The organism is Amycolatopsis orientalis (assembly GCF_000943515.2).
GTDB classification, from domain to species: Bacteria; Actinomycetota; Actinomycetes; order Mycobacteriales; family Pseudonocardiaceae; genus Amycolatopsis; species Amycolatopsis orientalis.
The window spans coordinates 1850446-1876514 of the sequence record NZ_CP016174.1 but is presented as its reverse complement, the minus strand read 5'-3'; the positions used below and the strand labels follow the sequence as shown (position 1 = coordinate 1876514).

Annotated in this window: 26 protein-coding genes; 8 read left to right on the top strand and 18 right to left on the bottom strand. The window is 69.9% G+C overall.

The annotated features are described in order from the left end of the window. Positions 1 to 62 precede the first annotated feature (62 nt). From SD37_RS09070 to gatC, 4 genes are read right to left on the bottom strand one after another with little or no spacing between them, the layout of a single operon-like run. Complete coding sequence (locus SD37_RS09070; RefSeq protein WP_044852674.1) at positions 63 to 569, bottom strand: hypothetical protein; 507 nt, start codon at positions 567 to 569, stop codon at positions 63 to 65. Then, positions 562 to 2067, bottom strand: coding sequence for an Asp-tRNA(Asn)/Glu-tRNA(Gln) amidotransferase subunit GatB (gene gatB, locus SD37_RS09065; RefSeq protein WP_044852673.1), 1506 nt, complete (start codon positions 2065 to 2067; stop codon positions 562 to 564). The genes SD37_RS09070 and gatB overlap by 8 nt, the downstream gene beginning before the upstream one ends. Continuing rightward, positions 2064 to 3581, bottom strand: a complete 1518-nt coding sequence (gene gatA / locus SD37_RS09060) for an Asp-tRNA(Asn)/Glu-tRNA(Gln) amidotransferase subunit GatA (RefSeq protein WP_044852672.1) — start codon at positions 3579 to 3581, stop codon at positions 2064 to 2066. Before gatA ends, gatB begins: the two co-directional genes overlap by 4 nt. After that, on the bottom strand, positions 3578 to 3877 hold the full coding sequence (gene gatC, locus SD37_RS09055) for an Asp-tRNA(Asn)/Glu-tRNA(Gln) amidotransferase subunit GatC (RefSeq protein WP_044852671.1): 300 nt from the start codon (positions 3875 to 3877) through the stop codon (positions 3578 to 3580). The genes gatA and gatC overlap by 4 nt, the downstream gene beginning before the upstream one ends. A gap of 258 nt (positions 3878 to 4135) precedes the next feature. On the opposite strand from gatC, the gene SD37_RS09050 reads away from it, so the two are divergent. Further along, positions 4136 to 4789 carry an ACT domain-containing protein gene (locus tag SD37_RS09050; RefSeq protein WP_037304773.1) on the top strand — a complete coding sequence of 218 codons (654 nt, stop codon included), beginning with the start codon at positions 4136 to 4138 and terminating at the stop codon, positions 4787 to 4789. A gap of 132 nt (positions 4790 to 4921) precedes the next feature. Here SD37_RS09050 and SD37_RS09045 read toward each other — a convergent pair whose 3' ends face one another. From SD37_RS09045 to SD37_RS09025, 5 genes are all read right to left on the bottom strand, one after another. Beyond that, positions 4922 to 5107 (bottom strand): PIN domain-containing protein, encoded by a 186-nt coding sequence (locus tag SD37_RS09045; protein ID WP_044852670.1) that lies wholly within the window; start codon positions 5105 to 5107, stop codon positions 4922 to 4924. Positions 5108 to 5219: 112 nt separating this feature from the next. Further along, complete coding sequence (locus SD37_RS09040; RefSeq protein ID WP_044852669.1) at positions 5220 to 5720, bottom strand: GNAT family N-acetyltransferase; 501 nt, start codon at positions 5718 to 5720, stop codon at positions 5220 to 5222. After that, entirely contained in the window at positions 5713 to 7890 is a 2178-nt protein-coding gene (ligA, locus tag SD37_RS09035; RefSeq protein ID WP_418189806.1) for an NAD-dependent DNA ligase LigA, read from the bottom strand. The genes SD37_RS09040 and ligA overlap by 8 nt, the downstream gene beginning before the upstream one ends. Beyond that, a complete protein-coding gene (locus SD37_RS09030; protein ID WP_044852667.1) occupies positions 7871 to 8575 on the bottom strand; it encodes a hypothetical protein in 705 nt (234 codons plus the stop codon). The genes ligA and SD37_RS09030 overlap by 20 nt, the downstream gene beginning before the upstream one ends. 22 nt (positions 8576 to 8597) lie before the next feature. Next, entirely contained in the window at positions 8598 to 9635 is a 1038-nt protein-coding gene (locus SD37_RS09025) for a methionine synthase (RefSeq protein WP_044852666.1), read from the bottom strand. A 121-nt stretch (positions 9636 to 9756) separates the two neighbouring features. Here SD37_RS09025 and SD37_RS09020 point away from each other — a divergent pair, with 121 nt between their 5' ends. The 3 genes from SD37_RS09020 to SD37_RS09010 all read left to right on the top strand — a co-directional run bounded on the left by SD37_RS09020 (position 9757) and on the right by SD37_RS09010 (position 12240). Further along, complete coding sequence (locus SD37_RS09020; RefSeq protein ID WP_044852665.1) at positions 9757 to 10563, top strand: LURP-one-related family protein; 807 nt, start codon at positions 9757 to 9759, stop codon at positions 10561 to 10563. Between the two features lie 199 nt (positions 10564 to 10762). Next, positions 10763 to 11800 carry an MBL fold metallo-hydrolase gene (locus tag SD37_RS09015; protein WP_044852664.1) on the top strand — a complete coding sequence of 346 codons (1038 nt, stop codon included), beginning with the start codon at positions 10763 to 10765 and terminating at the stop codon, positions 11798 to 11800. Continuing rightward, complete coding sequence (locus SD37_RS09010; protein WP_044852663.1) at positions 11797 to 12240, top strand: GNAT family N-acetyltransferase; 444 nt, start codon at positions 11797 to 11799, stop codon at positions 12238 to 12240. The genes SD37_RS09015 and SD37_RS09010 overlap by 4 nt, the downstream gene beginning before the upstream one ends. Here SD37_RS09010 and mnmA read toward each other — a convergent pair. The 4 genes from mnmA to SD37_RS08990 form a co-directional block, all read right to left on the bottom strand. After that, positions 12237 to 13328, bottom strand: a complete 1092-nt coding sequence (gene mnmA, locus SD37_RS09005; RefSeq protein WP_044852835.1) for a tRNA 2-thiouridine(34) synthase MnmA — start codon at positions 13326 to 13328, stop codon at positions 12237 to 12239. The two genes, SD37_RS09010 and mnmA, sit on opposite strands and share 4 nt — an antisense overlap. A gap of 5 nt (positions 13329 to 13333) precedes the next feature. After that, the gene (locus SD37_RS09000; RefSeq protein ID WP_044852662.1) at positions 13334 to 14530 is read right to left on the bottom strand and encodes a cysteine desulfurase family protein; all 1197 of its coding nucleotides are present in this window, start codon (positions 14528 to 14530) and stop codon (positions 13334 to 13336) included. Between the two features lie 157 nt (positions 14531 to 14687). Next, positions 14688 to 16106, bottom strand: a complete 1419-nt coding sequence (locus SD37_RS08995) for an MFS transporter (protein WP_044852661.1) — start codon at positions 16104 to 16106, stop codon at positions 14688 to 14690. 33 nt (positions 16107 to 16139) lie between these two features. After that, a complete protein-coding gene (locus SD37_RS08990; protein WP_044852660.1) occupies positions 16140 to 17396 on the bottom strand; it encodes a helix-turn-helix transcriptional regulator in 1257 nt (418 codons plus the stop codon). Between the two features lie 135 nt (positions 17397 to 17531). Between SD37_RS08990 and SD37_RS08985 the strand changes: the two genes are divergently transcribed. Beyond that, positions 17532 to 18422 (top strand): NADP-dependent oxidoreductase, encoded by an 891-nt coding sequence (locus SD37_RS08985; protein ID WP_044852659.1) that lies wholly within the window; start codon positions 17532 to 17534, stop codon positions 18420 to 18422. Between the two features lie 87 nt (positions 18423 to 18509). On the opposite strand, the gene SD37_RS08980 is transcribed toward SD37_RS08985, so the two are convergent. The 4 genes from SD37_RS08980 to SD37_RS08965 form a co-directional block, all read right to left on the bottom strand. Then, positions 18510 to 19394, bottom strand: a complete 885-nt coding sequence (locus tag SD37_RS08980) for a lysophospholipid acyltransferase family protein (RefSeq protein WP_044852658.1) — start codon at positions 19392 to 19394, stop codon at positions 18510 to 18512. Further along, complete coding sequence (locus SD37_RS08975) at positions 19391 to 20173, bottom strand: GNAT family N-acetyltransferase (protein WP_044852657.1); 783 nt, start codon at positions 20171 to 20173, stop codon at positions 19391 to 19393. The genes SD37_RS08980 and SD37_RS08975 overlap by 4 nt, the downstream gene beginning before the upstream one ends. Before the next feature lie 171 nt (positions 20174 to 20344). Then, a complete protein-coding gene (locus SD37_RS08970; protein ID WP_044852656.1) occupies positions 20345 to 21304 on the bottom strand; it encodes an electron transfer flavoprotein subunit alpha/FixB family protein in 960 nt (319 codons plus the stop codon). 26 nt (positions 21305 to 21330) lie between these two features. After that, a complete protein-coding gene (locus tag SD37_RS08965) occupies positions 21331 to 22116 on the bottom strand; it encodes an electron transfer flavoprotein subunit beta/FixA family protein (protein WP_016336566.1) in 786 nt (261 codons plus the stop codon). Positions 22117 to 22359: 243 nt separating this feature from the next. Here SD37_RS08965 and SD37_RS08960 point away from each other — a divergent pair, with 243 nt between their 5' ends. Further along, entirely contained in the window at positions 22360 to 23211 is an 852-nt protein-coding gene (locus SD37_RS08960; RefSeq protein ID WP_083254903.1) for a DegV family protein, read from the top strand. On the opposite strand, the gene SD37_RS08955 is transcribed toward SD37_RS08960, so the two are convergent. Continuing rightward, complete coding sequence (locus SD37_RS08955) at positions 23192 to 23614, bottom strand: hypothetical protein (protein WP_044852655.1); 423 nt, start codon at positions 23612 to 23614, stop codon at positions 23192 to 23194. The two genes, SD37_RS08960 and SD37_RS08955, sit on opposite strands and share 20 nt — an antisense overlap. A gap of 171 nt (positions 23615 to 23785) precedes the next feature. Between SD37_RS08955 and SD37_RS08950 the strand changes: the two genes are divergently transcribed. Both SD37_RS08950 and SD37_RS08945 read left to right on the top strand, forming a co-directional pair. Continuing rightward, a complete protein-coding gene (locus tag SD37_RS08950) occupies positions 23786 to 24559 on the top strand; it encodes a class I SAM-dependent methyltransferase (protein WP_044852654.1) in 774 nt (257 codons plus the stop codon). Then, positions 24556 to 26067: a 1,4-alpha-glucan branching protein domain-containing protein gene (locus SD37_RS08945; protein WP_044852653.1), complete on the top strand. Its 1512-nt coding sequence runs from the start codon at positions 24556 to 24558 to the stop codon at positions 26065 to 26067. The genes SD37_RS08950 and SD37_RS08945 overlap by 4 nt, the downstream gene beginning before the upstream one ends. Positions 26068 to 26069: the final 2 nt, after the last annotated feature.

The window sequence follows — 26069 nt, the reverse complement described above, 5'->3', positions numbered from 1 at the left end:
AGGTCACGTATCAAGGTGCGACGAACCCTTACGCATCCAGAGGACTAAACGCGGAAGGGTGGTCAGCGGCGGGTGCGGGTTTCGGCGCGCACGAGCCGGACGTCGAAGAAGGCGACGACGGCCGAACCGACGGCGGCGAGCAGACCGAGGTAGCGGCCGAGGCCGGTACCGATCTCGATCCCCGCCGCGGAGAGGATGCCCCGCTGGTCGGCGTCGAACTGCCAGTCGAGGGTGACCCAGCCGAGCACCATCAGCAGCAGCGCGCCGATGGCCGCCATCAGCCAGAGATGCGGCAGACCCGCCCGCCGGACCGCGTCGACACGGCCGAACAGCACGACGGCGAGACCGGGCAGGAACACCAGGAAGAGCGGCGCCCAGGCGAGGAATCCCGCGTGCCACGCGTCTCGCGTGACATCGTTGGCGGGCAACGACGTCAGCGCGTCCTCGATCTCCGGGCGCGACGCGGTCAGCGTCGTCCACGGCAGGAACAGGGCCACCAGCGCGAGCAGCCCGGCCGCGAGGCCGAGCCACTCACGCCAGGTGACCTTCTTGAGTGCGAGCTCAGGCACCGACTCGCTCGACGATCAACTCGCGGACTCGCTTCGCGTCGGCCTGGCCCTTGGTGGCCTTCATGACCGCGCCGACGATCGCCCCGGCCGCGGCCACCTTGCCACCGCGGATCTTCTCGGCGATGTCCGGCTGCGCGGCCAGCGCCTCGTCGACCGCCGCGATGAGCGCGGAGTCGTCGGAAACGACCTTCAGGCCGCGCTTCTCGACGACCTCGGACGGCGAACCCTCGCCGGCGAGGACGCCCTGCACGACCTCCTTGGCCAGCTTGTTGGTCAGCTCGCCCGATTTCACCAGCCCGATGACCTCGGCCAGCTGCGCCGGGGTGATCGCCAGCTCGGCCAGTTCGACCTCGCGGGAGTTGGCCTCCTGCGCCAGCGTGTTCACCCACCAGCTGCGGGCCTCGTCCGGCGTCGCGCCCGCTTCGACGGTCGCGGCGACCAGATCGACCGCGCCGACGTTGAGCAGGTCGCGCAGCGCCTCGTCGGTCAGGTTCCACTCACGCTGGATGCGCTTGCGGCGCTCCGACGGCATCTCCGGCAGGGTCTTGCGCAGTTCCTCGACCCATTCGCGCGACGGCGCGATCGGCACCAGATCGGGCTCCGGGAAGTACCGGTAGTCCTCGGCGGTCTCCTTGGTGCGGCCGGGCGACGTGGTGCCGTCGGCCTCCTGGAAGTGCCGCGTCTCCTGCTTGATCGAGCCGCCCTCGGCGAGGATCGCCGCCTGGCGCGTCATCTCGTACCGCACGGCGCGTTCGACGCTGCGCAGCGAGTTGACGTTCTTGGTCTCGGTGCGCGTGCCGAACTCGGTCGCGTCCTTGGCCATCAGCGACACGTTCGCGTCGCAGCGCAGGGAACCCTGGTCCATGCGGACGTCGGAGACGTCCAGCGCGCTCAGCAGATCCCGCAGCGCGCTCACGTACGCCCTGGCGACCTCGGGGGCGCGCCCGCCGGTGTGCTCGATCGTCTTGGTGACGATCTCGATCAGCGGCACGCCGGCGCGGTTGTAGTCGAGCAGCGAGTGCTCGGCGCCGTGGATCCGCCCGGTGGCGCCGCCGACGTGCAGCGACTTGCCGGTGTCCTCCTCCATGTGCGCGCGCTCGATCTCCACGCGTACGACCTCGCCGTCGTCCAGCGTCACGTCGAGGTAGCCGTTGAAGGCGATCGGCTCGTCGTACTGCGAGGTCTGGAAGTTCTTCGGCATGTCCGGATAGAAGTAGTTCTTCCGGGCGAACCGGCACCACTCGGCGATCTCGCAGTTGAGCGCGAGGCCGATGCGGATGGCGCCCTCGACGGCCTTGCCGTTCACGACCGGCAGCGAGCCGGGCATGCCGAGGCAGGTCGGGCACACCTTGGTGTTGGGCTCACCGCCGAATTCGTTGGCACAGCCGCAGAACATCTTGGTGTTCGTGTTCAGCTCGACGTGCACCTCGAGGCCCAGCACCGGGTCGAACCGCTCGATGACGTCGGCGTAGTCCATCAACTCAACCACGGCGGTCACTTCTTTCCTCCCAGCTCCGGAACCTCGTGCACCAGCGAGCCACCGTTGGCGGCGTCGCGCGCGACCTCGTAGGCGGCGCCGACGCGGTACAGCCTGTCGTCGGCCATCGCCGGGGCCATGATCTGCAGGCCGACCGGCAGGCCGTCCTCATGCGACAGTCCACTCGGGACACTCATCGCGGCGTTGCCCGCGAGGTTCGACGGGATGGTGCACAGATCCGCCAGGTACATCGCCATCGGGTCGTCGACGCGCTCGCCGATCTTGAACGCCGTGGTCGGGGTGGTCGGCGAGACCAGCACGTCCACCTTTTCGTACGCGGCCTCGAAATCGCGCGTGATGAGCGTGCGGACCTTCTGCGCCGAGCCGTAGTAGGCGTCGTAGTACCCGGAGGACAGCGCGTACGTGCCGAGCATGATGCGGCGCTTGACCTCGGGGCCGAAACCCTTCTCCCGCGTCAGCGACATGACCTCTTCGGCGCTGTGCGCGCCGTCGTCGGAGACGCGCAGGCCGTAGCGCATTGCGTCGAACCGGGCGAGGTTCGACGAGCACTCGCTCGGCGCGATCAGGTAGTACGCGGGCAACGCGTAGGTGAAGTTCGGGCACGAGACCTCGACGACCTCGGCACCGAGCGAGCGCAGCTGCTCGACCGCGGCTTCGAAGGACCGCAGCACGCCGGGCTGGTAGCCGTCACCGGCGAATTCCTTCACCACGCCGACGCGGACGCCCTTGAGGTCACCGGTCAGGCCCTGGCGGGCCGCGGCGACCACCGGCGGGACCGGCGCGTCGATCGAGGTCGAGTCCATCGGGTCGTGCCCGGCGATGACCTCGTGCAGCAGGGCGGCGTCGAGCACCGTCCGCGCGCAGGGACCGGCCTGGTCCAGCGACGACGAGAAGGCGATGAGGCCGTAGCGGGAGACACCGCCGTAGGTGGGCTTCACGCCGACGGTGCCGGTGACGGCGCCCGGCTGGCGGATCGAGCCACCGGTGTCGGTACCGATCGCGATCGCGGCTTCGAAGGCCGCGATGGACGCCGAGGAGCCACCCCCGGATCCGCCGGGGATGCGGGCGTGATCCCACGGGTTGTGCGTCGGGCCGAACGCGGAGTTCTCCGTGGAGGAGCCCATCGCGAACTCGTCCATGTTGGTCTTGCCGAGCACCACGACCCCGGCTTCGCGCAGCTTGCGCGTCACGGTGGCGTCGTACGGCGGGATCCAGTTCTCCAGCGTCTTGGAACCCGCGGTGGTGGGGATGCCCTTGGTGGTCAGCACGTCCTTGAGCGCCAGCGGCACCCCGGCGAGCGGCGACTTCGGCGCGTTGCCCTCGGCGACGTCGGCGTCCACCGCGCGGGCCGCGGCGAGCGCGCCCTCGGTGTCCACGTGCAGGAACGCGTTGATGTGCTCGTCGACCTCGGCGATCCTGTCCAGATGCGCCTGGGCGACCTCGACCGCCGAGACCTCACGGGCCTGGATCTTGTCCGCCAGCTCGGCGGCGGTCAGCTTGATGAGTTCGGTCACTGCTCTTCTCCCAGAATCCGCGGCACCCGGAAACGACCCTCTTCGGCGGCCGGCGCACCGGCCAGCGCCTGCTGCTGGGTCAGCCCCTGTCGGACGACGTCTTCACGGAAGACGTTGGTCAGCGGCACGGCGTGCGACGTGGGCGGGACGTCCTCGCCTGCGACCTCGCTCACCTTGGCCACCGAGTCCAGGATCTGGTCGAGCTGGCCTGCGAAAACGTCCAGCTCTTCTTCGGTGACGGCAAGCCTGGCCAGCTTGGCGAGGTGTGCGACCTCGTCGCGGGAAATGTTGGGCACGCGGGTGACTCCCGGGGTGTGCTGTGCGGGTTCTGTCGGAAGCTGCAAGTCTATGGTGGCGGCGTCGGCGGACTCGACTGGGTTATGCCCGCGGCCGGCACTCCGGCTCGGGCAGGGCGCTTCGGGTAAGGAGTGGCTGGTTCGTTATCCCGTGTCACGGACGTCGGGTCCCACGACGCCGTCCGGTCTGTCACAATCGGCGCCCGGCGTAGCGCGTTCCACGGCGAGGCTGGAACGCCTGAGGCGAGAGGGGCGCGTGTGTCGTTCCTGATCCGGGTCCAGTTACCGGACACCCCGGGGACCCTCGGCGCGGTCGCCACCGCGCTCGGCACCGTCGGCGCCGACATCCTGAGCGTGGACGTGGTCGAACGCGGCGGTGGCATCGCCGTCGACGACCTCGTCGTCGAAATCCCCTCCGGCAGGCTGCCGGACGCGCTGATCACCGCCGCCGAAAGCGTCGACGGCGTGGAGGTCGACGCCGTCCGCCCGTACGCCGGGGTGCTGGACACCCACCGTGAACTCGAACTGGTCGAGGAGATCGCCGCGAAGCCCGCTTCGGGGCTGGAGATCCTCGCCGAAGGTGTGCCTCGGATCATCCGGGCGGGCTGGGCCGTCGTCGTCGAACACGCCGAATCCGGCGCTGTCCGGCTGGCGTCGTCCAACGCCGCGCCCGAGACGCCGATCACCGATCTGCCGTGGCTTCCGCTGGAACGCGCCACCATCCTCGACGCGGAGGAGGCGTGGATCCCGGAGACGTGGAAGGAACTGGGGACCGAACTCGCGGCCACGCCGCTGGGGAAGCCGGGGAAGGCGCTCCTGGTCGCGCGGCCGGGCGGGCCGAACTTCCGCGCGGCCGAGGTGGCGCGGTTGGCGCACTTCGCGGGGATCGTCGCCGTGGTGCTGGACAGCTGAGGCTCGCGTTTCGTCCTCTGAATGCGGTAGTTGGCAGCGCGAACTACCTGGACCCTCACGCGCGCTATGAAAGGTCCTTTCCTTGCAAATTTTGCCAGGAAAGGACCTTTCATAGCGCATCGGCAGGGCGGCTCACGAGTCGAAGATCGCCTCGGCGTTCGCTCCCGCGAGCAGTTCCATCACGATGGGCTCAGAGGTGACGATCATCTTCGGCTGCGCGGCAAGCTCGACGACCAGATCCCGCGCGCGCGTCGCCCCACTTGCGAAGGAATCGATCCACACCGAGCTGTCGATCAGGCAGCGTTGTTCACGAGGCATCGCGTACCTCGTCCAGATCCGCTTCGTGGCCGATCCCTTCCAGCGCCAGGATGTCGGCGGCGGTGATCACCGGCGGCGACCAACTCCTCGTCGATATCGATGTTGGTCCGGCTCATACGCCGAGTTCCAGGCCGTAGGCGACCAACGTGACGCCGGGATGCGGCTCCCAGTCCCGTTCGGGCAGCCGCGTGAAACCGAGCCGCTCGTAGAGCCGGTGCGCCCGCTCCATCGTGACCATGCTGCACAGCACCACCCGGTCCACGCCCAGCTCCCGCGCCCGCTCGATGACCGCCCTGGTCAGCGCTTCGCCGATACCGCGTCCGGTGGCCGACGGCAGCACGCCGAGCATGCGGAACTCCAGTTCGCCTTCGCGGGACAGCTCGGCGAACGCTGTCCCCGGCCGCGCGATGGTGACCGTGCCGACCAGGGTGCCGTCGCCGTCCACCGCGACGAGCAGTTCGGCCAGCTCGGCGCGCCGGGCGGCGTCGAGGAGTTCGGCCGCGTAGCCGACGCCCTCGACGAGTACCCGGTCCGCGGCGTACGCGGCCAGGGTGAGTTCCCCGACCGCCTCCAGTTCGCCGGCGCGCGCGGGCCGGATCTCCAGGTCACTCACCGCTGTCCTCCTCGTCGGTCGGCAGCGCGAGTTCGGCGGCGGCCTCGGGGCCGCTCTCCAGCAGCACCCGGAAGCCGTTCTCGTCGAGCACCGGCACCTTCAGCTGGACGGCCTTGTCGTACTTCGTCCCCGGCGCGTCGCCGACGACGACGAACGCCGTCTTCTTCGACACCGAACCGGCCGCCTTGCCGCCGCGGGCCATGATGAACTCCTTGGCCTCGTCACGGGAGTAGTCGTTCAGCGAACCGGTGACGACGATCGACAGGCCTTCGAGGTTGCGCGGGATGGACTCGTCGCGCTCCTCCTCCATCCGCACGCCCGCCGCGCGCCACTTCTCGACGATCTCGCGGTGCCAGTCGACGGCGAACCATTCCGCCGCGGCGCGCGCGATGGTCGGGCCGACACCGTCGACGCTGGAGAGTTCCTCCTCCGAGGAGTTCTCGATCCGTTCCAGTGAGCCGAATTCGCGGGCGAGCGCCTGCGCCGCCGTCGGGCCGACATGCCGGATCGACAGCGCGACGATGACCTTCCACAGTGGACGGTCCTTCACCGTTTCCAGGTTGTCCAGCAGTTTGCGCCCGTTGGCCGACAGCTCGCCCGCCTTGGTGCGGAACAGGTCCACCTGGAGCAGCTTTTCCTCGTCCAGGTCGAAGATGTCGCCTTCGTCGTGCACGACACCGGCGTCCAACAGCGCGACGGCGGCCTCGTAGCCGAGTACCTCGATGTCGAACGCGCCCCGGCCGGCCAGGTGGAACAGCCGCTCCCGCAACTGGGCGGGACAGGACCGCGAATTCGGGCAACGGATGTCGATGTCGCCCTCCTTCTGGTACGCCAGTTCGGTGTCGCAGTTGGGGCAGCGCAACGGCATGATGAACTCGCGCTCTTCACCGGTGCGCGCGTCGGCCACCGGGCCGAGCACCTCGGGGATGACGTCGCCCGCCTTGCGGATCACGACCTTGTCCCCGATCAGCACGCCCTTGCGCTTGACCTCTTCCTGGTTGTGCAGCGTCGCCATGGACACCGTCGACCCGGCCACCTTCACCGGCTCCATCACCGCGAACGGGGTGACCCGCCCGGTGCGGCCGACGTTGACCTGGATGTCCAGCAGGGTGGTGATCGCCTCTTCCGGCGGGTACTTGTAGGCGATCGCCCAGCGCGGCGCGCGCGAGGTCGTCCCGAGACGGCGCTGCAGGGCGACCTCGTCGACCTTGATGACGACGCCGTCGATCTCGTGCTCGGCGTCGTGGCGGTGCTCGCCCCAGTATTCGATGTGCTCCAGCAGTTCCTTGCCCGAACCGAGCACCTTGCTGTGCGGAGAGACGGGCAGTCCCCAAGCGGCGAGCGCGTCGTAGGCCTCGGACTGGCGCTTCGGCTCGAACCCGTCACGTTTGCCGAGCCCGTGGCAGATCAGCCGCAGGTTCCGGGACTTCGTGATCTTCGGATCCTTCTGCCGCAACGATCCGGCGGCGGTGTTGCGCGGGTTCGCGTACGGATCCTTGCCCGCCTCGACCATCTTCGCGTTGAGCGCCAGGAAGTCCTCGACCCGGAAGTACACCTCGCCGCGGACCTCGACCAGCGCGGGCACCGGGAACTCGTCGGTACCCGTCAGCCGCTCGGGCACCTGCTCCAGGGTGCGGACGTTGAGCGTGACGTCCTCACCGGTACGGCCGTCGCCCCGGGTCAGCGCGCGGGTCAGGCGGCCGTTCTCGTACAGCAGGTTGATGGCGAGCCCGTCGATCTTCAGCTCGGCGAGGTACTTCGTCGTGCCGATCTCCTTCTGGACCCGCTCGACCCAGGTCTCGAACTCCCCCGTGTCGAAGACGTTGTCCAGGCTGAGCATGCGCTCAAGATGGTCGTGCGCGACGAACTCGGTGGAGAACGTGCCGCCGACGTTCTGCGTCGGCGACTCCGGCGTCACCAGTCCCGGATGCTCGTCCTCGATGGCCTGGAGTTCGCTGAGCAGCGCGTCGAACTGGCCATCGGACACGATCGGTGAATCCAGCACGTAGTACCGGAACTGGTGCCCGCGGATCTCCTCCGCCAGCGCGGCATGACGTTCACGAACCTCGGCGGGGACGTCGGTGACGTCCTGCGCGGGCTCGGGGTTTTCGAGATCCGAGGGGGTAAGTTCGCTGCTCACGGTACTGAGCCTAGTCGTCGGCACCGACATTTCCGGACGTCCCGCCGCCGAGTCGGCCGACCAGTTCGCGCAGTTCCAGCAACGTCAGCTGCCCCTCCTGCGCCTCGGTCACCAGCTCGACCCGGCCCAGCCGTTCGGCCGCGACGCGCTCACCCAGCGTGGCGTCCAGCGGCAGGAAGGTCATGGTCGTCCGGGTCTCCGGCCGCAGTTCCTCGATCAGCGGATGGAACACCGTGACGTCCACTCGTCCGGCTGAATCGTCCACCTTCGCGGTCACCCGGACGTCGGCGAGCGCGATCCGGGTCTCGCCGAGATTGACGGTGACCTCACTCGGATCGGGGACCGGCGGTACCGAGTCGTGGTACTCCCAGATCGCGTCCTCCGGCGGCGCGGCGGCCTTCCACGCGTCGGTGTACGGGCGCAGTTCCGGATCCTCCTGACCGGTGAGCACCAGCGAATAGATCGCGCGATGCCCACGATCGAGGGAGAAGTGCAGCCTCGGATGCAGCGCCTCGACGATGGTGCAGAGGTCGTGTTCCACCCGGTGCGGCTCGCGGTCGCCGAGTGCGGCGCTGACCTCCGGCAGGAGTTCGGACCACGCCTCCCAGAACCTCACCGCCGCGGCGGCCGCGTCCTCGGGAATCGGCTGCTCCGGCCAGGCGGTGCGGGGGTCGGGAACGTCCTCGGACTTGCGGGAGCGGCGGAACAAACGCATGGAGGGCACGCTACCGCGCCGGTCACCAGCCTTCAGGGGGTTCGACGAAAGCCTTGCCCGCCTCCCGGCTGAGCGTCAGCGCGCGGCGCATCCACTCGGGGGTGGCACCGGCCAGACCGCAGGCCGGGGTCGGCACGACGCGTTCCGCGAGGAGCTCGCGGGAGAACCCGAGCCGGTCGAAAAGCTTGAACACGGGCGCGACCAGGTCGCGCAGGACCACCGGAACACCGGGCTCGGCCGTGGGGACGAGGCCAAGCATCAGCGTCGTCCCGGCGTCCAGCGCCTCGCCGATTTCATCGAGCTGGGCGGGCGAAGCGCCCTTCAAGAGGGAGAAGTCGAACGCGATCGCGTGGGCGCCCGCCGCGCGCAGCAACGAGATCGGCGGCTTTTCGGCGCAGCAGTGCACCGCGACCGGCTGCCCGGTGACGCGCTCCGCCCCGGCGACCACCGTCGAGAGCAGCTCGCGGGCCTCGGGCGCCGGGACGGCGGGGACGGTGCCGTATCCGGACGCCGTCGGCAGATCGCCGCCGAGGACCGCCGCCAGCGACGGTTCGTCGAACTGCACGACCACCGGCGCGCCGACGCGCGACTTCAGTTCCGCGACATGTTCGGCCAGCCCGTCCAGCAACGACGCGGTGAAGTCGCGCAGCGCGCCCTTGTCGGTCAGGATCCGGTGCCCGCGCGGGAGTTCGACGTTCGCGGCGAGCGTCCAGGGCCCGGCGACCTGGATCTTGAAGACCGGCGGCGCGGCACCCGCCTTCTCCCTGGCCTCCTGGACGGCGTCGAGATCCCAGTTCATCAGGTCGACGGCACGGCGGTGGTCGTGCCCGGGGCGGGCCGCGACCCGGTAGCCGCTCGGCACCACCTCGACGGCGAGATCGACCAGCAGCGCCGCCGTCCGGCCGATCACGTCGGCGCCGACGCCGCGCGCGGGAAGCTCGGGCAGACACGGGAATTCGGGCAGTTCACCGAAAACGATGGACGCCGCTTCGACCGGATCGGTTCCCGGCAGGGAACCGATCGCGGTCGCCGCGCCCAGAGGCCAAGGTCGTTCGTTCACACCCGGATTCTCCCCTTGGTCGGCGTCCGGCGGGGAGGCGGGGCACGCCGAGACACGGACATTCGACGCAATTGCCGTCGGCGGGCCCGCGGGGGCGCCAGGCGCATTACGCTGACCTGCCATGACGAGCTCTCCCCAGCCCGCCGGCTGGTATCCCGACCAGCAGAACCCCCGGGTCTACCGGTGGTGGGACGGGCAGGCCTGGACGGCCGACACGCGACCGTCCCACGACGCCGAGATGATCGAGCTGGACATCGAAGGCGCGCATGCCCCGGACAAGGTCCGGGCGCAGGTCGCGAAGGGCACCCAGGGCCGGGGTGGCGGGGTCACCGGGGGCGGGACCCTGTTCTCGGAACCGGTGCTGGTGGTCAACCAGCGCGCGAAACTCATCGAGATGGCAGCCGAGTTCGGGGTCTTCGACCAGAACGGCAACCGGCTCGGCGGCGTCGTCCAGGTCGGGCAGAGCACGCTGAAGAAGGCCATCCGGCTGCTGACGAACTACGACCAGTTCCTGACGCATCGCTTCGAGATCCGCGACGCGAACCACAGCACGGTGCTGAAGGTGACGCGGCCGGCGAAGGTGTTCAAGTCCCGGTTCCTGGTGACGAAGGCCGACGACTCGCCGATCGGGGAGATCGTGCAGGAGAACGTCTTCGGGAAGATCCGGCTGGGTTTCGTGGTCGACGGCCAGAAGGTCGGCGGGATCTTCGCGGAGAACTGGCGGGCGTGGAACTTCGCGATCAAGGACCACGCCGACGTCGAGATCGCGCGGATCACGAAGACCTGGGGCGGTTTCGTGAAGGCCGCGTTCACCACGGCCGACAACTACGTCGTCGAGATCCACCGGCCGCTGCGGGATCCGCTCGCCTCGATGGTGGTCGCTTCGGCGCTGACCATCGACACGGCGCTGAAGCAGGACGATCGCTGACGCCCCGCGTTTGTCGAGGCCCATGCGTTTAGTCCTCTGGATGCGGTAGTTGCCCGCGCAAGGACCGCATCCAGAGGACTAAACGCATCAGGGGCGAGTGACACGGGTCTCACCCCGCACAAGTGGACACTCGGCTTCCGGCGGCTCAAGGTGGAAGAACTGGGCGGCACGCTGGAGTGCGTCCGGGACGGAGGTCACCATGGAGCCGTTGCCCGAAGACGGCGAACGGGACTGGGCCGAGCCAGGCGTCTACACGGTTTCGCCGGGGGTTCACCGGATCCCGCTGCCCCTGCCGCACGACGCGTTGCGCGCGGTCAACGTCTACGTCGTCACCGACGGCACCCGCCTGGTCCTCGTCGACTCCGGCTGGGCGCTGGAGTCGGCCCGCGAGCGGCTTTCGCGCGGGTTGAAGGCGCTCGGCGCCGACCTCGGTGACATCGACGAATTCCTGATCACCCACGTCCATCGCGATCACTACACGCTGGCCGTGGAGCTGCGCCGCGAGTTCGGCGGCAAGGTCGGGCTCGGGAAGCTGGAGGAGGCTTCCCTGGTGCGCTCGGGCGATCCGGACCGCTTCCCGATGGAGGCGCAGGTCGGCCTGCTCGAACGGTGTGGCGCGGGCCCCGTGGTCGAGGAGCTCGCCAAGGCCTTCGGCGGCGTCCGGCACACCGAGGCGCATCTGTGGGAACAGCCCGACGAATGGCTCTCCCCCGGCAAGCGCACGATCGTGCCCGGCCGCGAGTTCGACATCGTGCCCACCCCGGGCCACACGGCCGGGCACGTCGTCTTCGTCGACGACGAGGCGGGACTGGTGTTCTCCGGCGACCACGTGCTGCCGCACATCACGCCGTCCATCGGGTTCCAGCCGGTGCCGGTCGCCCTGCCGCTGAGCGACTACCTCGACTCCCTGCGCCTGGTCCGCGAGATGCCGGACCGGCGCATGCTCCCCGCGCACGGCCGGGTGACCGACAGCGTCCACGCCCGGGTGGACGAACTGCTGGAACACCACCGCGACCGGCTCGAGGTCATGGGTGCCGAGATCACCGCGGACGTCACGACGGCGTACGAGGTCGCGCTGCGGCTTGGCTGGACGCGCAGGCTGCGCAAGCTCGGCGAAATGGACCCGTTCAACCAGATGCTCGCCGTCCTCGAGACCGGTTCGCATCTGGATCTGCTGGTGGCGCAAGGGAAACTCACCGCGACCGAGACCGAGGGCGTGCGACACTACGCCGCATGATCATCCGTCCAGCGCGCCGGGAGGATGTCGCGGCGATCGTGGAGATGCTCGCCGACGACCAGATCGGCGCGACCCGCGATTCGACCGACGACCTCACGCCGTATCTCAAGGCCTTCGAGGAGATCGACGCCGATCCCGGGGAGCTGCTGATCGTCGCCGACGACGACGGGGAGGCCGTCGGCACGCTTCAGCTGTCGATCATTCCCGGCCTGGCGAGGAAGGGCGCGCTGCGCGGGCAGATCGAGGCGGTCCGGGTCCGGGCGAGCCATCGCGGCTCCGGGCTCGGCGGTGAGCTGATGACGTGGGCGATCGACGAATCCCGGCGGCGGGGCTGCGCGCTCGTGCAGCTGACGTCGGACGTCACCCGCGAGGACGCGCACCGGTTCTACGAGCGCCTCGGTTTCGTGGCGAGCCACACCGGCTTCAAGCTCAAGCTCTAACGGGTGCCCGAGATCTTCGCGCTGCCCAGGACGAGGTCGCCTTCGGCCGCGTCGGGGCGGTACAGCACGACGACCTGACCGGGTGCGACCCCGCGCAGCGGCTCACGGAGCTGCACGGTGACCGAGTCACCCGAAACCTCGGCGACGGCCTCGACGATCCCGCCGTGCGCGCGCACCTGGACGACGCATTCGGTGGGCCCGTCCAGCGGGCGCTCGCTCGGCCAGATCGGGCGGTCCGCCTCGATCACGTTCACGCCGAGGTCCCGCGCGGAACCGACCTTCACGGTGCCCGAAACCGGCTCCAGCGAAAGCACGTAACGCGGCCGCCCGTCCGGCGCCGGCGCCTCGATGCCGAGGCCCTTGCGCTGGCCGACGGTGAACCCGTGCACGCCGGTGTGCTCACCGAGCACCGCGCCGGTCTCGGCGTCGACGAGCTGCCCGGGACGCTGGCCGAGCCGCTTCTCCAGGAAGCTCTTGGTGTCCCCGTCGGGGATGAAGCAGATGTCGTGGCTGTCCGGCTTGTTCGCCACCGAGAGGCCGCGGCTTTCGGCCTCGGCGCGGACGTCGGTCTTCCACGAATCGCCCAGCGGGAACAGCGAATGCCGCAGCTGTTCCGGGGTGAGCGAAGCCAGGACGTAGGACTGGTCCTTGCCGGAGTCGACGCTGCGCCGCAGCTCGGGGACACCGTCCACAAGGGACAGCCGGGCGTAGTGCCCGGTGGCGACGGCGTCGAACCCGAGTGCCATGGCCTTGTCCAGCAACGCCTCGAACTTGATCTTCTCGTTGCAGGTGACGCACGGGTTCGGCGTCCGGCCGGCGGCGTACTCGCCGACGAAGGTTTCGATGACCTCTTCGGTGAAACGCTCGGCGAAGTCCCAGATGTAGAAGGGGATGCCGAGGATGTCCGCGGCGCGCCGCGCGTCACCCGAGTCCTCGATCGTGCAGCAGCCACGGGATCCGGTGCGCAGCGTGCCGGGCTTCGCCGACAGCGCCAGGTGCACCCCGACGACCTCGTGCCCGGCGTCCACGGCGCGCGCGGCGGCCACCGCCGAGTCCACTCCCCCGCTCATCGCGGCCAGTACGCGCATCTTCCTCACACCTCTTGCTTCTGCGTCTGCTTGCGCATTCCGGCGAGTCCCGCCTGCCTCGCCCTGTCGACGACGCCCGCGATCTCCCTCGAAACCGCTTCGACGTCTTCCGGCGTCGACGTGTGCCCGAAGGAGAACCGCAGCGAACCGCGCGCGGCCGCCGGATCGGCACCCATGGCCAGCAGCACGTGGCTCGGCTGCGCGACCCCCGCCGTGCACGCCGATCCAGTGGAACATTCGATGCCCTTGGCGTCCAAGAGCATTAACAGGCTGTCACCGGCGCACCCGGGGAAGGTGAAGTGGGCGTGCCCCGGCAGGCGCTCGCCCTCGCCGCCGTTGAGCACCGCGTCCGGCACCTCGCGCCGGACGGCCTCGATCAGGTCGTCCCGCAGTTCGGCGACGCGTTTGGCGTACTCCTCACGGCCTTCGACCGTGGCCTTCACCGCCGTCGCGAAGGCGATCACCGCGGGGACGTCGAGGGTGCCCGAACGCACGCTGCGTTCCTGGCCACCGCCGTGCAGGACCGGCACGCACGCGGTGTCGCGGCCGAGCAGCAGCGCGCCGACGCCGTACGGGCCGCCCAGTTTGTGCGCGGTCAGGGTCAGCGCGGCGGCCCCGCTCCCGGCGAAATCGACCGGTACCGCGCCGACGGCCTGGACGGCGTCGGTGTGCAGCGGGATCTCGTGCTCGGCGCAGACGGCGGCCAGCTCGCCGATCGGGTTGACCGTGCCGACCTCGTTGTTCGCCCACATCACGGTGGCCAGCGCGACCGTCTTCGGGCTGTCGCCGATGGCTTCGCGCAGCGCTTCCGGCGTCACCCGGCCCGTCCGGTCGACCTCGACCCAGACCACCTCGGCACCCGCGTGCTGCTCCAGCCATTCGACGGAATCGAGGACGGCGTGGTGCTCGACGGCGCTGCACAGCACCCGGCGCCGCCGCTGGTCTTCGCCGTTCCGGGCCCAGAAAATGCCCTTGACCGCGAGGTTGTCGCTCTCCGTGCCGCCGCCGGTGAAGATCACCTCGGACGGCCGGGCGCCCAGCGCCTCCGCGATCACCTCGCGGGCCTCTTCGACCCGGCGGCGGGCCCGGCGTCCCGAGGAATGCAGTGCCGAGGCGTTGCCCACAGTGGACAGCGCCTCGGACATGGCCGCTACGGCTTCGGGCAACATCGGGGTGGTCGCCGCGTGGTCGAGATAGGTCATCGCACCCACCAGGGTAGACCGCTCCGGGCCGTGACCAAGCCCACCCTCACCTGGCGGTGGCGGCGCTCATAGGAACCCGCGTCCGTGATCGCGTCGACAGGGCGCTCGTCAACGAATTCACCGACCTGAACGCGGGCCGGGTGCCCTGCCCCCGCGATCACGGGGCCTGCGGCCGGAGCGGGTTCGCAAGATCAGCTCCGCGATCAGCGACGGTCATCCCCGACGGCCATCGGCCGGTCAGCCGCACACCCAGCAGCGCGAGCCCGGTCAACAGCAGCGAGAGCACCAAGATCGCCACCGAAGGCTCCTTCGCCGAGGCGATCGAGGCGAGCAGGACACCGCCCAAACCGATGGTCAGCGCCGAGCCGACCCAGTCCCCGAGCTGCAGCGCCGAGGTGTTGAACCCGCGTTCGGCCTCGGGTGAGTAACGCAGGAGCAGGACCGAGATGGCGGGCATCGCGATGCCCATCCCGGCGCCGCCGACCGCCGACGCCACGAAGGCCATCCAGCCGGGGAACGAGGGCAGCGGAACGAAGGCGAAAATCGCCAGACCGGCCGCCACCAGCGCGAACCCGGTCCGTAGTGACGCTTCGCGAGACCAGTCGAGGTGTCGGCCCTGCAGCAGCGACCCCGCCGACCAGCCCAGCGCGGTCACCGTCAGCGGCAGGCCGGCCAGCGCGGGGCTGTAGCCGTGAACCTCGCTCATCGTGAGCGGCAGATAGGCCTCCATCCCCGCGTACGCGCCCGCGATCAGCGCGCGGGAGGCGATCACCGTCGGCAACCCCGGCCGCGACGTCAGCGTGCCGGCGGGCAGGAGTTTGCGGAGCGCGTACGCCAGGGCGATCAGCCCCGCGGAGCCGTAGGCCAGCGCCGGGAGCGACGGATGCTGCGCCGCCCAGGTGAGCGCGGCGACCCCGAGGGCCGCGACCACCGCGGGCACCACCCCGGCGCGGTTCGCGGACGTACCCGGCACGTGCCTCGGCAGTTTCCGGGTGACGAGGACCAGCAGGGCGAGCCCGATCCCGGTCAGCGGGATCAGCCCGAGGAAGACCCAGCGCCAGCCGAGGCTCACCGTCACCACTCCGGCGATCGAAGGCCCGATCACCGCGGGCAGCACCCACGCGGCGGCGTTGGCGGCGTAGATCACCGGACGTTCGCGGTCGCTGAAGGTGAGCGCGATCAGCAGGGACACCGAGACCAGCAGGAGACCGGAGCCGAACCCCTGCAGCCCGCGGCCGAGCAGGAGCGACGGCATGTCGTGCGCGAGTCCCGCGACCAGCAGCCCGGCGGCGAACAGCGCGGTACCGGCGAGCAGCGCGGGCGCCGGGCCCCTGCGGTCGCCGATCCGTCCGGAAAGGACGGTCGCGACCACGCTGGCGACCAGGAACGTGGTGAAGGGCCACGCGTACAGCGCGAGGCCGTCGAGGTCGGCCACCATCGTCGGCATCGCGGTGGCGACGCCCATGCTTTCGAACGCGATGAGCGTGACCATGAGCAGCAGCCCGATCGTGGTCACCCGGTGCTCCGGTGTCCAGAGCACACCCTTCGGCTTCGCCTTGCCCCCAGTGATCGTCATGCCACGATCCTGCTACCTCCAGTCCGGTGGAGGTCAAGCGCCGACGGACTCCAGGCGCAGCTCCCGCGCCAGGATCGCGGCTTCGCCCCGCGACGTGACTTCGAGCTTCCCGAGGATCTTCCGCACGTGGAATTTCACCGTGTGCTCGGTCAGCATCAGCTCTTCGGCGATCTGCCGGTTCCGTTTCCCGCGCGCGATCCCGGCGAGGACTTCGAGTTCACGCGGGTTCAGCCGGTCCAGCGGGCGCAGGTCCGGCGTTTCCTGGACACCCAGCGGCAGGACGGCGGTGATCGTGGCGCCCCAGCCGGGTACGGCGTCGATCTCCCAGCGGCCGCCGAGCGGGGTGATCCGTTCGGTGAGACCGGTGGCGGGCACGGCGTCGGCGACGTCCTGGCCGTCGTCGCGCACGGTGATCCGGAGGGTCTGGCCGTCGAGCCGCCAGGACGCCCGCACGCGCGTGCTTTCGCGTTCCAGCGCGGTGAGCACGAGGCCGCGGGTGACCGTGCGCGCGGTATGCGCGATGTCCTGCGGCAGCGGCCGCTCGTCGCCGGGCCCGGCGAGGTCGACGGTCACGTCGTTGTGGCGCACCAAGGGATCCAGCTGCGCGGCGAGGGTGTCGAACGCCGAGGACGCCGGTTCCGCCGAGAGTTCCTGATCCCGGTCGGCGGTCGAGCGCAGTTCGACGAGCGCGGCGGCGGCGAGATCGGTCGCGGTGCGCCGGGCGACGGCGTCGTCGAGCCGCCGGGACCGCAGCACCGAAAGCAGGGACGCCAAGGTGGTCGCGTGGGTCTGCCCCAGATCGGTGATCGCTCTGGCCCGCGCGGTCGCCGCCGCGATGTTGCTCTCCAGGACGGCGGGCTCGGGGTCGGTGGCGCGCTGGGCGGCGTTCACACTGACGATGTCCCACAGCTTGGCGACGAATTCGAGCGCGCCGCCCTCGATGTCGTCCCCGTCCGGGACGAGCGCGATCATCGCGCCCTTGCCGATCACCGGGGCCGAGGTCAGGACGACGAGTTTCCGCCGCTTGCCGCCGAGCGTCCCGTCGGCCACGACCGCCTGGCCGGGGACACCGAACGCGGCCAGCCCGCGCAGCTCGGCACTCGTGACCAAGCCGGTGATCTCCGGATCACCGTGGACCTTGACCGGCAGGCGGGAGCAGTCACCGGTCTCCATCGCGGCGGCGCGATGCGGCAGGACGGCCGCGGCGGTCTCGGAGAAGCGCGGCAGCAGTTCGGGGCGCGGGGCGGCGAGCATGTACTCGACCTGGCCCAGCACGGACAGCGGATCCATGACTCCACAGTAGGCGCGTCCCGGCGCGGGGCCGCTGCTCTCCCGGCTAGTGAACACTGCTCGTCCGAGCGGTTCGGGCGGGACGCGCACACCGGTTGACTGATCGTCAGCGAAGAAATCCGACAAGGAGTGAACATGCGAGCGATCACCATCACCGAGTACGGCGACACGGACGTCCTGCGGTCCGCCGAGGTCCCGGTGCCGGAGCCCGGCCCGGGTCAGGTGCGGGTCGCGGTCAAGGCGGCGGGCGTCAACCCCATCGACTGGAAGATCCGGTCCGGTGGCATGGCGGAGGTCCGCCCGGTCGAGTTCCCGCACATCCTCGGCCTGGAACTGGCCGGCGTGGTGGACGCGGTGGGCGAGGGCGCCGGATTCGCCGTCGGCGACGAGGTCTTCGGCTGGTCCGACACCGGGACGTACGCGGAGTACGCGCTGGCGACCAAGGTCATCCGCAAACCCGCCGGGCTCTCGTTCGCCGAAGCCACCGCGCTGCCCATCGCCGGGGAGACGGCGTTGCGGGTGCTGGGCGAACTCGAGGTCAAGCCGGGCGAGACGGTCGTGGTCCACGGGGCGAGCGGCCAGGTCGGCCGGTTCGCGACCCAGGCCGCTGTCGCGCTGGGAGCCACGGTCATCGGGCTGGCGGGCGCCTCGTCACTGGATGAGGTGAAGGCGCTCGGGGCGATCCCGGTCCAGTACGGCGAAGGCTGGGTTTCGAGGGTTCACTCGGCCGCGCCGGACGGCGTCGACGCGGTGTTCGACGCGGCGGGCTTCGGTGTCTTGGGTGACTCCGTCGCGCTGCTCGGATCGCCCGACCGGCTGATCACCATCGCCGACCCGGCGGCGTTCGCCCAGGGGCTGAAGTTCTCGGCGGGCGGGGAGGAAAGCGCCGCGGTGCTCGAAGACCTCGTCTCCCGTGAGCTGAAGATCAAGCTGGGGCGCGGTTACGCGCTCGACGACGCCGCCGCGGCGCACCGGGAGAGCGAGACGGGGCACGCGGGCGGGAAGATCACGCTGACCGTGGGGTGACGCTGAGCTTTGTCAACCCCCACGCGCCATGAAAGGTCCTTTCCTCGCAAAATTTGCGAGGAAAGGACCTTTCCTAGCGCGCGCTGGTTACTGAGAGGGCACTTTCACGACCGGAGCCGGAGCGGAAGCGACGCGACGCCGCCGCTGCGCCGGGATCTGCACCCGCCCGAGCGCCGCCTGTACCGCGGATTCCGCCAGCGCGGCCAGTTCCCGCCGGTCGGCGGCGCGGCCCGGCGCGATCTCCGGGCACACGTGCACCTCCAGCACCAGACCACGCAGGGCCGCGACCCGCCGCAGCGAGGCGATCAGCGACTCCGGTCCGATGAACGCCGGCTGCGTCGTTTCCCGCCCGTCGGCGAGCCGGAAGCGCAAAGCCAGCGGCCGCACCGGGACACCGCCGTCGATCGCGGCCTGGAACGTCGCCGGGCGGAACCGGCCCGAGCCCAGACCGCACCAGGTGGTGCCCTCCGGCGTCACGCTGACGAGTGATCCGCCGCGCATCGCGTCGGCCAGTTCGGCCATCGTGGCGGGCAGGGTCCGCAGGTTCTCGCGGTCGAGGAAGATGCTGCCGCCGCGGCGGACCAGCAGGCCGAGTACCGGCCAGGTGCCGACCTCCCGTTTCGCCAGCGCCCGCATCGGCTGGATCGCGTTGATCGCGATGATGTCGAGCCACGAGATGTGGTTGTTCACCACCAGCGCGCCACGGCCGGGCACCGCGCGGAACCGTTCGTCACCGAGTACGCGCAGCTTCACCCCGAACGAGCGAAGGATCCCCGTGAACAGCAGGCGCACCAGCCGTTCCCGGGGCATGCCGCGCAGGACGAGCACCAGCGGCGCGCTCACGAAGGCGCCGAAGATGACGCCGATCGCGGCGGTGAACCGCAGGACGCGGCGCGGGAACGGGACCGTCGGCGCCCCTTCGCTCAGGCAGCCGTCGCCGCAGGGCGACTTCGGCATCCAGGCGTGGCTCATCCCTGCACTCCCAGGAAGAACTTGAGGTACCGCTCGTCGACGTTGTGCAGATCCAGCACGACGAAGAAGTCCGCGACGCCGAAATCGGCGTCCAGCGCGGGCGGGCCGTAGGTTTTCGCGCCCAGGCGCGTGTAGCCCTTGATGAGCGGCGGGAGGATCGCCCGCGACGGCCGCTCGACGTCCTCATACCGCCACGGGTTCAGCGGCGTCACCCGGTGCGCTTCGTCCGCGTAATGCTTGGTGCGCAGGACATCCCAGACACCCGCCGCGTAGGCGCCGCCGTCGGTCAGCGGCACGGACGCGCAGCCCGCGAGGTACCGGTGCCCGGCCAGCAGCATGTAGCGCCCGATCCCCGCCCAGACGAGGCTCACCACGGCACCGCTGCGATGGTCGGGATGCACGCAGGAGCGGCCCGTTTCGACCAGCGAAGGCCGCAGTGAATCCAGCGCCGTCAGATCGAATTCACTGTCGGAGTACAGCTTTCCCGCCAGTGCGGCCCGATCGGGCGGCAGCATCCGGTACGTGCCCACGATCTCGCCGGTGTCGTCGTCCCGCACGACCAGGTGATCGCAGAACTCGTCGAAGTAGTCGACGTCGAGGCCGGGTTCGAGCGAATTGAGCTTCGCCCCCATTTCCTCGGCGAACACCTGGTGACGGAGACGTTGCGCGGCAACGACTTCTTCGTTTCCGTTGGCCACCAGAAGGGAGTACCGCGGCGCGTCGGCCGGGAGTGCGGCACCTGCCTGGTCAGTACTGACGAGGAGCTGTGACGTCGTCATAACCAAGGTCTACTCCTTGGTTGGTACCAACGACAATGCGCCCGATGGCCGATTAGTGCACGTTCAGTTAAATGCGGGTTCTCAGGCTTCTCTCAGGATGGAAGATCACTTCCGGGTAACAGAAAAGGGCCGTCCGGGACGAATCCCGGACGGCCCTCTTCGAGCGGAAGATCAGCCCTTGCGCTTCTGAACCTCTTCGGTCAGCTGCGGCGCGACGTTGAACAGGTCGCCCACCACACCGAAGTCGGCGATCTCGAAGATCGGCGCTTCGGCGTCCTTGTTGACCGCGATGATGGTCTTCGAGGTCTGCATACCCGCCCGGTGCTGGATCGCACCGGAGATGCCCAGCGCGATGTACAGCTGCGGCGAGACCGTCTTACCGGTCTGGCCGACCTGGAACTGCGCCGGGTAGTAGCCCGAGTCGACGGCCGCGCGGGAAGCACCGACGGCGGCACCGAGCGAGTCGGCGAGCGCCTCGACGACGTCGAACTTGTCGGCCGAGCCGACACCGCGGCCACCGGAGACGACGACCGAGGCCTCGGTCAGCTCCGGCCGGTCGCCGCCGACGATCGGCTCGACTCCGGTGATCTTGGCGGACTTCGCCGGGTCGCCCGCGGGGACCTCGACGGTCTCCTCGGCGGCGGCACCTTCGGCCGGGGTCGCCTCGACCGCGCCCGGGCGGACCGAGATGACCGGGACACCCTTGGTGGACTTGGACTTCACGGAGAACGCGCCACCGAAGATGGACTGGTCCACGCTGCCGTCGCCGTTCACGCCGACGGCGTCGTACAGCAGACCGGAGCCGAGGCGGACCGCGACCCGGGCGGACACCTCCTTGCCCTCGGCGCTGGCCGCGACGAGCACGGCGGCCGGGGAGGTCCGCTCCGCGAGCGCGGTGAGGACGTCCACCTTCGGGGTGACCAGGAAGCCGGTGGCGTTGTCGCCCTCGGCGACGTACACCTTCGCGGCGCCGTGCGCGGCGAGGGCTTCCTTCGCCTTGGCGGCGGTGCCGGTCGGGCCGACGACGACCGCGGACGGCTCACCCAGTTCACGAGCGGCGGTCAGCAGCTCGAGCGTGACCTTCTTGACTTCACCGTCGACGTGGTCGACGAGGACGAGTACTTCAGCCATTTCCCTATTCCTCCTCGAAACCTGTCTCAGATGAGCTTCTGCGCGACCAGGTAGGCGGCCACCTTGCTGCCGCCGTCACCCTCGTCCTCGACGCGCTCACCAGCGGTGCGCGGCGGCTTCGGGGAGGCTTCGAGCACCGACGACCAGGCGTTGCCGAGGCCGACCTCGCCCGCGTCCACGCCCAGGTCCGCGACGGTCAGCGTCTCGACCGGCTTCTTCTTGGCGGCCATGATCCCCTTGAAGGAGGGGTAGCGCGGCTCGTTGATCTTCTCGCCGACGCTCACCACCGCGGGGAGGTTCGCCTCGAGGTGCGTGACGCCGTCCTCGGTGTAGCGGTCGGCCTTGATCGAGGTGCCGTCGACGGTCAGCTCGTTCACGTGGGTCAGCTGCGGCAGGCCGAGCAGCTCGGCGATGATCGCCGGCACGGCGCCACCGCGGCCGTCGGAGGCCTCGTTACCGGTGATGACCAGGTCGAAGCCTTCGACCTTGGAGATCGCGGCGGCCAGCACCTTGGCGGTGGCGATCGCGTCGGAGCCGTGGAGAGCCTCGTCCGAGACGTGGATGGCCTTGTCGGCACCCATGGACAGCGCCTTGCGGATCGCGTCGGTCGCGCGGTCGGGACCCACCGAGACGACGGTGACCTCGCCCTCTCCGGCTTCCTTGATCTTCAGGGCTTCTTCGACGGCCTTCTCGTTGATCTCGTCGAGCACGGCGTCGGCGGATTCGCGGTCAAGAGTGTTGTCGGCACCGGAGAGCTTCCGCTCCGAGTAGGTGTCCGGTACCTGCTTGACCAGGACAACGATGTTCGTCATGGGTCTACTTCGACCTCCCGTTGGTGGCCGGCGTCGGCCACGGGGCAACAGCTCTACTGGCCGGTAGATTAGGGCCATTTCACCGCCGCGGCCCGCCGAGGTGACCTCATTCACCTGGATGCACGTTTTAATGGGACCATCGTCCAGGTAGTTCACCCAGAAGTGAGTGTAACCGGCCGACTAACCCGAACGGCCGTATTCCGGGGTACTCCCGGCGGGGGCGACGGGCTAATCTGCCGCACCATGCGTTCCATTCCCGGCCCTGTCGCCGTGATCACGGACTCGACCGCCTGCCTTCCCACTTCGGTCGCCGAACGCTGGGGGATCCGGATCGTTCAGGTCCAATTGCAGGTCGGAGACCAGTTCGAAGACGAGAACCGCTGCGACCGCGAAGACATCATCCGCGAACTGCGCGCCGGGACGCCGGTGAAGACGGCGCCTCCCGAGGTCGCCGCGTTCTTCTGGGCGTTCCAGGACGCCGCGAGCAAGGGTGCCTCGGCGATCGTCAGCATCCACATCTCGGGGCGGATGTCGGAGACGGTGAACGCCGCCCGCGAAGCCGCCCAGCAGGTGAGCGTGCCCGTCCACGTCCTCGACAGCGGGACCACCGGGATGAGCCTCGGCTTCGCGGCGACCTCGGCGGCCAAGGTCGCCGCCGCCGGCGGTCAGGCCACCCGGGTCATCGACGCGGCCGAGCGCCGGTTCCGCGCCAGCCGGGAGATCCTGTACGTCGACACCCTGGAGTTCCTGCGGCGCGGCGGCCGGATCGGCGCGGCGCAGGCGTTCCTCGGCTCCGCGTTCTCGATCAAGCCGCTGCTGACACTGAAGAACGGCGAAGTCGCGCCGCTGACCAGGGTGCCGGGTCAGCGGCGGGCACTCAACAAACTCGTCGACCTCGCCGTGGAATGCGCGGGCGACCAGGAGGTCGAGGTCGCCATCACCCGGTTCGGCCCGGACGAACGCGACCTCGAAATCGGCGGACGGCTGCGCGCGCGGGTGCCGCATATCGTCGACAGCACCCTGGTCGACGCGAGCATGATCCTCGGCGCCCACCTCGGCCCCGGCGCCATCGGCATCACGGTGTCGCCGGTGTAGCCCGCCTGCCCGGGATCAGGGCCACCACCAGCGGCAGCACCGCACCCAGCGCGGTCGTCACGATGATGAGCACCTGGTCCACCGGCTCGAAGTGCGAGACGTGGCCAAGGTGGTAGAGGAAATGCGGCAGTCCGAAGAGGAAGGTCGCGAGCGCCGCGAGCCTGGCCACGGCGGTCGTCCCGATCACGGCGGCGCCGAGCAGGATGGCGGAAAGCGCCAGGTTGAGCCCGCCGAAGTCGCGGAGCAGGTGTTCGTTGAAGGGGCCGTCCATCGCCACCCAGCCGGTGCGGAAGCCGGGGAAGTCCTGGTAGAAGCCGCTGGGACTGAGCAGTGGCCACAGCCCGACCGGCAGTTCGATGAGGCCGAAGACGACGAGCAGTACGCGGGTGATTGTCCGTTGCATACCCCCTGGACAACGCGGCGCCACGAAACGTGACACGCGCGTTTAGTCCTCTGGATGCGTTTCGCCCCCCATGCGTTTCGTCCTCTGGATGCGGTAGTTGCACGCGCAAGGACCGCATCCAGAGGACGAACTGCGGCGGAGCGGGAAGTGACCGGCCGGTAGGGTCGCGGCGTGACCACCCCAGCCACCAGGGCCGAAGCGCTGCACCTCACCGGTGAGCGCACGGTGCCCGGCATCGCCGAGGAGAACTATTGGTATCGCCGCCATGAAGCGGCGTATCACCAGCTCCTGCCGCTGTGCGCGGGCAAGACCGTCCTGGAGGCGGGTTGCGGCGAGGGCTACGGCGCCGGGCTCATCGCCACCGTCGCCGAACGGGTGCTCGCCCTCGACTACGACGTCCCGACCACCGAGCACGTCGCCCGCCGCTACCCCGGTATCGGGGTGGCCAGGGCGAACCTGGTGTTCCTGCCGCTGCGGGACGCCTCGGTCGACGTCGTCGCGAACTTCCAGGTGATCGAGCACCTGTGGGACCAGGGCGCCTTCCTCGCCGAATGCCACCGCGTGCTCTCCCCCGGCGGACGGCTGATCGTCACCACCCCCAACCGGCTGACCTTCACCCCGGACAGCGACACCCCGCTCAACCCGTTCCACACCAGGGAACTCGCACCGTCCGAATTGGACGAACTGCTCCGTGATGCCGGTTTCGAGGTCGAGACACTGCACGGTCTGCACCACGGCGAAGGGGTCCGCCGACTCGACGTCAAGTACGGCGGCTCCATCATCGACGCCCAGCTCGACGTCGTCATGGGGCAGCTGCCCGGCCAGGCGACCTGGCCGCCGGAACTGCTCGCCGACGTCGAAGGCATCCAGGCGGCGGACTTCGCCATCCACGGCGAAGACCTCGACTCCAGCCTCGACCTCGTGGCCGTGGCGGTGCGCGCATGAGCGAGTACGAGGGCACGTTCTGCCTCGTCGTGCACAGCCATCTGCCGTGGCTGCCGCATCACGGTTCCTGGCCGGTCGGCGAGGAATGGCTCTACCAGGCGTGGGCGCATTCCTATCTGCCGATGGTCGATCTCCTGGACCGCTTCGCCGACGAGGGCCGCGAGGACGTCCTCACCCTCGGCATGACACCGATCCTCGCCGCGCAGCTCGACGACCCCTACTGCATTGGCACCTTCCACGACTGGCTCGGCCACTGGCAGCTGCGCGCCTGGCACGCGTCCACGCTCTGGCGCGGCGACCCGCTGCTCCGCGAACTCGCCGCGAGCGAGTACCGGACCGCGATCACGGCGTCGGAAGCACTCGAAACCCGCTGGCGCCATGGTTTCTCGCCGATTCTCCGGTCCTTTGTGGACTCCGGGACGATCGAACTGCTCGGCGGCCCGCTGGCGCATCCGTTCCAGCCACTGCTCGACCCCGCCGTCCGCGACTTCATGCTGCGCGGCGGCCTGGCCGACACCGCCCTGCGGATCGGACAGCGCCCCGAAGGCATTTGGGCCCCGGAATGCGGTTACGCGCCGGGCATGGAGACCGGTTACGCCGCCGCCGGAGTCCAGCGCTTCATGGTCGACGGCCCGTCCCTGCACGGCGACACCTCGGCGGCGCGCACCGTCGGCGATTCCGACGTCGTCTGCTTCGGCCGGGACCTCGAAGTCACCTACCGCGTCTGGTCGCCGAAGGCCGGGTATCCCGGCCATGCCGCCTACCGCGACTTCCACACCTGGGCGCACGAGGTCGGTCTCAAACCGTCCCGGGTGACCGGCAAGACCATCGAGCCGCCGGACAAGGCCCCGTACGACCCGGCGATGGCGGCGGGCACACTCGGCGGCCACGTCCAGGACTTCGTCGACACCGTCGTCGCGCGGCTGCGCTCGCTGAAGGCCGAGCACGGCCGCGAGTCGCTCGTCGTCGCCGCGTACGACACGGAACTGTTCGGGCACTGGTGGCACGAGGGGCCGGCCTGGCTCGAAGGCGTCCTGCGCGCGCTGCCCGAAGCCGGGGTCCGCGTCACGACACTGAAGGGCGCGCTCGAAGCGGGCCACCTCGGCGGGAAGGTCGACCTCCCGGCGTCGTCGTGGGGTTCGGGCAAGGACTGGCGGGTCTGGGACGGCGAACAGGTCGCGGACATGGTGCGGGACAACACCGCGCTGCAGCACCGGATGCTCGACCTCGTCACCGGAATGGACACCACGCGCCGCGACGCCGTCCGCGACCAGGCCGTCGCCGAGGCGATGCTGGCGCTTTCGAGCGACTGGGCGTTCATGGTCACCAAGGATTCCGCCGCCGACTACGCGCGCCGCCGGGCGAAGGTGCACACCGACCGGTTCGACACACTCGCCGCGCTGCTCCGGGAAGGCGCGCACGAGCGGGCCACGGAGACCGCGGCCGCGTTCCGGCGCGACGACGGCCCGTTCGGGCATGTCGACGCGCGTGACCTGCTGAGGAAATGACG

Excerpts from the sequence above, each read along its gene's own strand:
- SD37_RS09045 (WP_044852670.1), bottom strand. The coding sequence starts at position 5,107 with ATGCCTCGTGAACAACGCTGCCTGATCGACAGCTCGGTGTGGATCGAT.
- ligA (WP_418189806.1), bottom strand. The coding sequence starts at position 7,890 with ATGTCGGTGCCGACGACTAGGCTCAGTACCGTGAGCAGCGAACTTACC.
- SD37_RS09030 (WP_044852667.1), bottom strand. The coding sequence starts at position 8,575 with ATGCGTTTGTTCCGCCGCTCCCGCAAGTCCGAGGACGTTCCCGACCCC.
- SD37_RS09020 (WP_044852665.1), top strand. The coding sequence starts at position 9,757 with ATGACGAGCTCTCCCCAGCCCGCCGGCTGGTATCCCGACCAGCAGAAC.
- SD37_RS09015 (WP_044852664.1), top strand. The coding sequence starts at position 10,763 with ATGGAGCCGTTGCCCGAAGACGGCGAACGGGACTGGGCCGAGCCAGGC.
- SD37_RS09010 (WP_044852663.1), top strand. The coding sequence starts at position 11,797 with ATGATCATCCGTCCAGCGCGCCGGGAGGATGTCGCGGCGATCGTGGAG.
- mnmA (WP_044852835.1), bottom strand. The coding sequence starts at position 13,328 with ATGCGCGTACTGGCCGCGATGAGCGGGGGAGTGGACTCGGCGGTGGCC.
- SD37_RS09000 (WP_044852662.1), bottom strand. The coding sequence starts at position 14,530 with ATGACCTATCTCGACCACGCGGCGACCACCCCGATGTTGCCCGAAGCC.
- SD37_RS08995 (WP_044852661.1), bottom strand. The coding sequence starts at position 16,106 with ATGACGATCACTGGGGGCAAGGCGAAGCCGAAGGGTGTGCTCTGGACA.
- SD37_RS08990 (WP_044852660.1), bottom strand. The coding sequence starts at position 17,396 with ATGGATCCGCTGTCCGTGCTGGGCCAGGTCGAGTACATGCTCGCCGCC.
- SD37_RS08985 (WP_044852659.1), top strand. The coding sequence starts at position 17,532 with ATGCGAGCGATCACCATCACCGAGTACGGCGACACGGACGTCCTGCGG.
- SD37_RS08980 (WP_044852658.1), bottom strand. The coding sequence starts at position 19,394 with ATGAGCCACGCCTGGATGCCGAAGTCGCCCTGCGGCGACGGCTGCCTG.
- SD37_RS08975 (WP_044852657.1), bottom strand. The coding sequence starts at position 20,173 with ATGACGACGTCACAGCTCCTCGTCAGTACTGACCAGGCAGGTGCCGCA.
- SD37_RS08970 (WP_044852656.1), bottom strand. The coding sequence starts at position 21,304 with ATGGCTGAAGTACTCGTCCTCGTCGACCACGTCGACGGTGAAGTCAAG.
- SD37_RS08965 (WP_016336566.1), bottom strand. The coding sequence starts at position 22,116 with ATGACGAACATCGTTGTCCTGGTCAAGCAGGTACCGGACACCTACTCG.
- SD37_RS08960 (WP_083254903.1), top strand. The coding sequence starts at position 22,360 with ATGCGTTCCATTCCCGGCCCTGTCGCCGTGATCACGGACTCGACCGCC.
- SD37_RS08955 (WP_044852655.1), bottom strand. The coding sequence starts at position 23,614 with ATGCAACGGACAATCACCCGCGTACTGCTCGTCGTCTTCGGCCTCATC.
- SD37_RS08945 (WP_044852653.1), top strand. The coding sequence starts at position 24,556 with ATGAGCGAGTACGAGGGCACGTTCTGCCTCGTCGTGCACAGCCATCTG.